Annotated in this window: 5 protein-coding genes, 4 tRNA genes and 2 rRNA genes (1 of these 11 only partly in view); all 11 read left to right on the top strand. The window is 58.7% G+C overall.

Annotated elements, in window-relative coordinates; genetic code table 11:
* Window positions 1-1641 (top strand): 23S ribosomal RNA (locus tag I0D00_RS19875); it begins 1250 nt to the left of the window's first position.
* Window positions 1642-1781: 140 nt separating this feature from the next.
* Window positions 1782-1897 (top strand): 5S ribosomal RNA (gene rrf, locus I0D00_RS19870).
* 135 nt (window positions 1898-2032) lie between these two features.
* The gene (birA, locus tag I0D00_RS19865; RefSeq protein WP_213641511.1) at window positions 2033-2998 is read left to right on the top strand and encodes a bifunctional biotin--[acetyl-CoA-carboxylase] ligase/biotin operon repressor BirA; all 966 of its coding nucleotides are present in this window, start codon (window positions 2033-2035) and stop codon (window positions 2996-2998) included.
* Window positions 2988-3734, top strand: a complete 747-nt coding sequence (locus I0D00_RS19860) for a pantothenate kinase (RefSeq protein WP_213641510.1) — start codon at window positions 2988-2990, stop codon at window positions 3732-3734. Before birA ends, I0D00_RS19860 begins: the two co-directional genes overlap by 11 nt.
* Before the next feature lie 168 nt (window positions 3735-3902).
* Window positions 3903-4433, top strand: coding sequence for an SPOR domain-containing protein (locus I0D00_RS19855; protein WP_338050454.1), 531 nt, complete (start codon window positions 3903-3905; stop codon window positions 4431-4433).
* 133 nt (window positions 4434-4566) lie between these two features.
* Window positions 4567-4651 (top strand) — tRNA-Tyr (locus I0D00_RS19850).
* A gap of 24 nt (window positions 4652-4675) precedes the next feature.
* Window positions 4676-4749: transfer RNA gene (locus I0D00_RS19845), tRNA-Gly, on the top strand.
* 26 nt (window positions 4750-4775) lie between these two features.
* Window positions 4776-4851, top strand: a tRNA-Thr gene (locus I0D00_RS19840).
* Window positions 4852-4936: 85 nt separating this feature from the next.
* Entirely contained in the window at window positions 4937-6130 is a 1194-nt protein-coding gene (gene tuf, locus I0D00_RS19835; protein ID WP_213641499.1) for an elongation factor Tu, read from the top strand.
* A gap of 53 nt (window positions 6131-6183) precedes the next feature.
* Window positions 6184-6259 (top strand) — tRNA-Trp (locus I0D00_RS19830).
* 43 nt (window positions 6260-6302) lie between these two features.
* Window positions 6303-6671, top strand: coding sequence for a preprotein translocase subunit SecE (gene secE, locus I0D00_RS19825; RefSeq protein WP_213641509.1), 369 nt, complete (start codon window positions 6303-6305; stop codon window positions 6669-6671).

Genomic DNA, 6671 nt, shown 5'->3' with positions numbered 1-6671 from the left:
GAGTAACGACAATGCGAGTGAAAAACTCGCACGCCGAAAGACCAAGGTTTCCTGCGCAACGTTAATCGACGCAGGGTGAGTCGGCCCCTAAGGCGAGGCAGAAATGCGTAGTCGATGGGAAACGGGTTAATATTCCCGTACTTCTAGTTACTGCGATGGAGGGACGGAGAAGGCTAGGCCAGCACGGCGTTGGTTGTCCGTGTTTAAGGTGGTAGGCAGAGTGCTTAGGTAAATCCGGGCGCTTAATGCCGAGAGCTGATGACGAGTTGTCTTTTAGACGACGAAGTGGTTGATGCCATGCTTCCAGGAAAAGCTTCTAAGCTTCAGGTAACTAGGAACCGTACCCCAAACCGACACAGGTGGTTAGGTAGAGAATACCAAGGCGCTTGAGAGAACTCGGGTGAAGGAACTAGGCAAAATGGCACCGTAACTTCGGGAGAAGGTGCGCCGGTGAGGGTGAAGGGTTTACCCCGTAAGCTCATGCCGGTCGAAGATACCAGGCCGCTGCGACTGTTTATTAAAAACACAGCACTCTGCAAACACGAAAGTGGACGTATAGGGTGTGACGCCTGCCCGGTGCCGGAAGGTTAATTGATGGGGTTAGCTAACGCGAAGCTCTTGATCGAAGCCCCGGTAAACGGCGGCCGTAACTATAACGGTCCTAAGGTAGCGAAATTCCTTGTCGGGTAAGTTCCGACCTGCACGAATGGCGTAACGATGGCGGCGCTGTCTCCACCCGAGACTCAGTGAAATTGAAATCGCTGTGAAGATGCAGTGTATCCGCGGCTAGACGGAAAGACCCCGTGAACCTTTACTATAGCTTTGCACTGGACTTTGAGCTTGCTTGTGTAGGATAGGTGGGAGGCTTTGAAGCGTGGACGCCAGTTCGCGTGGAGCCATCCTTGAAATACCACCCTGGCAACCTTGAGGTTCTAACTCTGGTCCGTTATCCGGATCGAGGACAGTGTATGGTGGGTAGTTTGACTGGGGCGGTCTCCTCCTAAAGAGTAACGGAGGAGTACGAAGGTGCGCTCAGACCGGTCGGAAATCGGTCGTAGAGTATAAAGGCAAAAGCGCGCTTGACTGCGAGACAGACACGTCGAGCAGGTACGAAAGTAGGTCTTAGTGATCCGGTGGTTCTGTATGGAAGGGCCATCGCTCAACGGATAAAAGGTACTCCGGGGATAACAGGCTGATACCGCCCAAGAGTTCATATCGACGGCGGTGTTTGGCACCTCGATGTCGGCTCATCACATCCTGGGGCTGAAGCCGGTCCCAAGGGTATGGCTGTTCGCCATTTAAAGTGGTACGCGAGCTGGGTTTAGAACGTCGTGAGACAGTTCGGTCCCTATCTGCCGTGGACGTTTGAGATTTGAGAGGGGCTGCTCCTAGTACGAGAGGACCGGAGTGGACGAACCTCTGGTGTTCCGGTTGTCACGCCAGTGGCATTGCCGGGTAGCTATGTTCGGGAGAGATAACCGCTGAAAGCATCTAAGCGGGAAACTTGCCTCAAGATGAGATCTCACTGGAACCTTGAGTTCCCTAAAGGGCCGTCGAAGACTACGACGTTGATAGGTGGGGTGTGTAAGCGCTGTGAGGCGTTGAGCTAACCCATACTAATTGCCCGTGAGGCTTGACCATATAACACCCAAACAATTTGTTGTTTGTGTGCTCGATGGCTGAAGTCGACAACAAACCGAAAATTTGCCAGAACACGCAATACCGCATATCACATACCCAATTCGGGGAAGCGCCTCAACCGCGACTCCCCAGCTGAATTGCTTGACGACCATAGAGCGTTGGAACCACCTGATCCCATCCCGAACTCAGTAGTGAAACGATGCATCGCCGATGGTAGTGTGGGGTTTCCCCATGTGAGAGTAGGTCATCGTCAAGCACCTATCCCAAACCCCCGACCCGCGCAAGCGGGCCGGGGGTTTGCCTTTGTGCGCTGGAAAAAGCCGGTCCGGTCTTGTAGGCAGCGCTCGGAGGCGTCGTTATCATGCGTGCCTTATTGCGGGGAGGAGGCGGCATGCTGCCATTGTTAAGGCTTCTTCAAGATGGGCGCTTTCATTCTGGTGAGGCGCTTGGAGTCGCGTTGGGGGTCAGTCGTGCCGCAGTGTGGAAGCAGCTGCGCGCCCTGGAGGCCGAGCTCGGACTGCCTGTCCACAAGGTGCGCGGGCGCGGCTATCGCCTGGCGAGCCCGCTCAGGCTGCTGGACGAAGGTCAGCTTGCGGCCAGTGGGCCGGATCATGCCTGGCCGATCACCGTATTGCCTTCGGTCGACTCGACCAACTCCGAGGCGTTGCGCCAGCTCTCGAGTCAGCGGCAGCCGCCGTTCGTCGTGTTGGCCGAGCGCCAGACCTCGGGGCGCGGGCGGCGAGGGCGCGCCTGGGTGAGTCCGTTCGCGGAAAACCTCTATTACAGCCTGGTGTTGCGGGTAGAGGGAGGCGTGCGCCAGCTGGAAGGGCTTAGTCTGGTGGTGGGTTTGGCTCTGCTGCGGGCCATCCGCGCGTTGGGCGTGGAACAGGCCGGGTTGAAGTGGCCTAATGACCTGCTGGTGAATGGGCGGAAGATTGCCGGCATTCTGCTTGAGCTATCCGGTGACCCCGCGGACGTCTGTCATGTGGTCATAGGCATAGGAGTTAACGTCAATATGCTGCCTGCAGAATCGCTCAGCATTGATCAGCCGTGGACCTCGATGCGTGCCGAGCTCGGCTGTGGGGTCGATCGTAACGAGCTGGTCGGGCTGCTCAATGAACAGCTGTCGGCCTATCTGGGGCGGCTTCGGCAGGAGGGTTTCGCCAAGTTGCTCGAAGAGTGGCAGGGCAATCACCTCTGGCAGGGACGCAGGGTGGTGCTCACTGCCGGCACTCAGCAGATCGAGGGCGTGGTACGGGGCGTGGATTCGACTGGTGCTCTGCGTCTGCTGGTGGATGGAGTCGAGCGGCTGTTCAGTGGCGGCGAGCTCAGTTTGAGGTTGTGCAATGATTCTTGAGCTCGATTGTGGCAACAGTTTTATCAAGTGGCGAGTGATCTCCCGAGATAGGGCTGGGGTTGCCTGTGGTGGTGTGGTGGGCTCCGACCTGGAGCTGATCGAGGCCGTTCGCCGAAAGGTGCAGGGGCTCGATGCCTGCCGTCTGGTGAGTGTGCGTACGGACGAGGAAACGACTCGCCTGACGGCGCAACTGGGGGAGGCGTTCGCCATCGAGTGTGTCTGGGCGCGCCCGGCCGCGGAGTTGGCGGGGGTGCGCAACGGATACGAGGAGTATCAGCGCCTTGGGTTGGACCGCTGGCTGGCCTTGGTCGGGGCGTTCCATCAGGCGCGGTGTGCCTGTCTGGTGCTCGATCTTGGCACGGCCGTGACATCCGACTTCGTCGCGGGCGACGGTCAGCACCTGGGCGGTTTCATCTGCCCGGGCGTACCGCTGATGCGCAACCAGCTGCGCACCCATACTCGACGCATTCGCTACGATGACGCCACCGCGGAGCAGGCCCGTCATAGCCTCATGCCCGGGCGCTCGACGGCGGAAGCGGTCGAGCGCGGCTGTTCGTTGATGCTGCAGGGCTTCGTGCACACCCAGCTGGAGCTGGCCCGGGAGTACTGGGGGGCGTCGTTCCAGGTCTTTCTTACCGGCGGTGATGCGGGCACGGTGGCGGGGCTGGTGCCCGCTGCCCGGGTCGCGCCGGACCTGGTGTTTGTCGGTCTGGCCATTGCCTGTCCGCTGAGTTGAGGTGGCGCATGCGCTGGATGTTTCTACTGCTGCTGGTCTTGAATCTGTTCTACTACGTGTGGCACCAGCAGCATGTCCAGCGCCCATGCGGGCGAAAGAGGTGGCGCCGCTGGCGCTGATGCGGGGGGGGCAGGGGGATATTCGGCTGCTGAGCGAGTCGGGGGCCAGGTGCCGCGGGATCCACCTGTCGTCCAGGAGCCGGCTGAGGAGGCGGTTTGCCTGTTCCTGGGGAGCTTCGAGGAGAAATCGGCGGCAGCGGTCCTGGAGCAGCGGCTGATTAGTCTGGACATCCGTTCCAGCATAGAGGCCGTCGATGCCGCGGCGGGTGTCGACTACTGGGTGTACCTGCCTCCGCTCGCGTCGCGCCAGGCATCTCTGCGGCAGCTCAAGGAGCTACAGGCCCGCAAGATCGACAGCTACATCATTGCCGAGGGTGATCTGGCGAACGGCATATCGCTTGGGATCTTCCCGCGAAGCGACTCGGCGGAGAGTGTCGTTCAGCGGCTGAAGGGGGCTGGCTACGAGCCCTTGCTCAAGGAGCTATCCAGGGCTCACCGCAGCTACTGGGTACGGATTGCACCGGGGAGCCGGCGCCTGGCGGAGGAGTCCTTGCTGCAGCGATTAGCTTTTGACTTCAAAGGCTTAAAACATCAAATAATGCCGTGCGAAGGCGTTGCAAGGTCGGCAAGGATTGACTAGAATGGCGCCCGCTTCACAGGGTGGTACCAGCGATGGAACTGTGAAGTTGCTGTCGATGTAGCTAAGCTCAGGTTTTTAAATGAGAAAATGCTTGACAGCAGGGTGGCATGAAAAGAGAATGCCGCCTCCTTTTGGAGGGATTCCCGAGTGGCCAAAGGGATCAGACTGTAAATCTGACGTCATCGACTTCGAAGGTTCGAATCCTTCTCCCTCCACCAGATTTAGCGTGAGCTGAAGGCTCCGCGGGTATAGTTCAGTGGTAGAACCTCAGCCTTCCAAGCTGATGATGCGGGTTCGATTCCCGCTACCCGCTCCAAGTCTTCGGTGGCTGTAAAGTGTTTCGCTCATGTAGCTCAGTTGGTAGAGCACACCCTTGGTAAGGGTGAGGTCAGCGGTTCAAATCCGCTCATGAGCTCCATTTAATAAAGGCAGATATGAAAGTATCTGCCTTTGTTTTAATGGGCAGTGTGACTTGCTCAATTCTTCCTTGGGAGGCGGTCAAAATGGCTAAAGAGAAATTTGAACGTAATAAGCCGCACGTCAACGTCGGCACCATCGGTCACGTTGACCACGGTAAAACCACTCTGACTGCTGCTCTGACTCGCGTCTGCTCCGAGGTTTTCGGTTCCGCTCGCGTCGATTTCGACAAGATCGACAGCGCCCCGGAAGAGAAGGCTCGTGGTATCACCATCAACACCGCGCACGTAGAGTACGACTCCACCATTCGTCACTACGCGCACGTTGACTGCCCGGGTCACGCTGACTACGTGAAGAACATGATCACCGGTGCTGCGCAGATGGACGGCGCTATCCTGGTCTGCTCCGCTGCCGACGGCCCGATGCCGCAGACTCGCGAGCACATCCTGCTGTCCCGTCAGGTAGGTGTTCCGTACATCGTCGTGTTCCTGAACAAGGCCGACATGGTCGACGACGCCGAGCTGCTGGAACTGGTCGAGATGGAAGTTCGCGACCTGCTGTCCACCTATGACTTCCCGGGCGACGACACGCCGATCATCATCGGCTCCGCGCTGATGGCGCTGAACGGCGAAGACGACAACGAGCTGGGCACCACTGCGGTCAAGAAGCTGGTCGAGACTCTGGATACCTACATCCCTGAGCCGGTTCGTGCCATCGACAAGCCGTTCCTGATGCCCATCGAAGACGTGTTCTCCATCTCCGGCCGCGGTACCGTGGTAACCGGTCGTGTCGAGCGCGGCATCGTCAAGATCCAGGAAGAAATCGAGATCGTCGGTCTGCGTGACACCACCAAGACCACCTGCACCGGTGTCGAGATGTTCCGCAAGCTGCTCGACGAAGGTCGTGCCGGTGAGAACTGTGGCGTCCTGCTGCGCGGCACCAAGCGTGACGACGTAGAGCGTGGTCAGGTTCTGGCCAAGCCGGGCACCATCAAGCCGCACACCAAGTTCGAAGCCGAGGTGTACGTGCTGTCCAAGGAAGAAGGTGGTCGTCATACCCCGTTCTTCAAGGGCTACCGTCCGCAGTTCTACTTCCGGACCACCGACGTGACCGGTTCTTGCGAGCTGCCGGAAGGCGTCGAGATGGTAATGCCGGGCGACAACGTGAAGATGGTTGTCACCCTGATCAAGCCGATCGCCATGGAAGACGGCCTGCGTTTCGCGATTCGCGAAGGCGGCCGTACCGTTGGTGCCGGCGTGGTTGCCAAGATCGTCGAGTAATCGGTTGATCTGTCCCTATCAGGCCGGCATAATGGTCGGCCTGATTTTTCTCTAGGTCAGTAGCTCAATTGGCAGAGCGGCGGTCTCCAAAACCGCAGGTTGGGGGTTCGATTCCCTCCTGACCTGCCATATTCCCAGCGAATGTGGCGTGTCTTTCACAGGATCCTCGTAAATGATTGATAAGGCTGAGGCCAAAGACTCGCGCTTCGATCTGCTCAAGTGGCTGGTTGTAGTCGCTCTGGTCGTCGTGGGTGTGGTCGGTAATCAGTACTTCTCCGCCGAGCCGATTCTGTACCGTGTCCTGGTGTTGCTGGCTCTGGCTGTGGTTGCGGGCGCTGTCGCGCTGCAAACCGGCAAGGGGCAGGCCTTTACCGGGCTGGCCAAGGAAGCACGCGTCGAAATTCGCAAAGTCGTCTGGCCGACCCGCCAGGAAACCACGCAAACCACGCTGATCGTGGTGGCTGTCGTCCTCGTGATGGCGCTGGTGTTGTGGGGTCTTGACTCGTTGCTGGGCTGGCTCGTTTCGTTGATCGTAGGTTAA

It is taken from the genome of Pseudomonas lalucatii, assembly GCF_018398425.1.
Lineage (GTDB): Bacteria > Pseudomonadota > Gammaproteobacteria > Pseudomonadales > Pseudomonadaceae > Aquipseudomonas > Aquipseudomonas lalucatii.
Note: the sequence above shows the minus strand (reverse complement) of the source record. Positions and strands in the feature narration are given on the sequence as shown.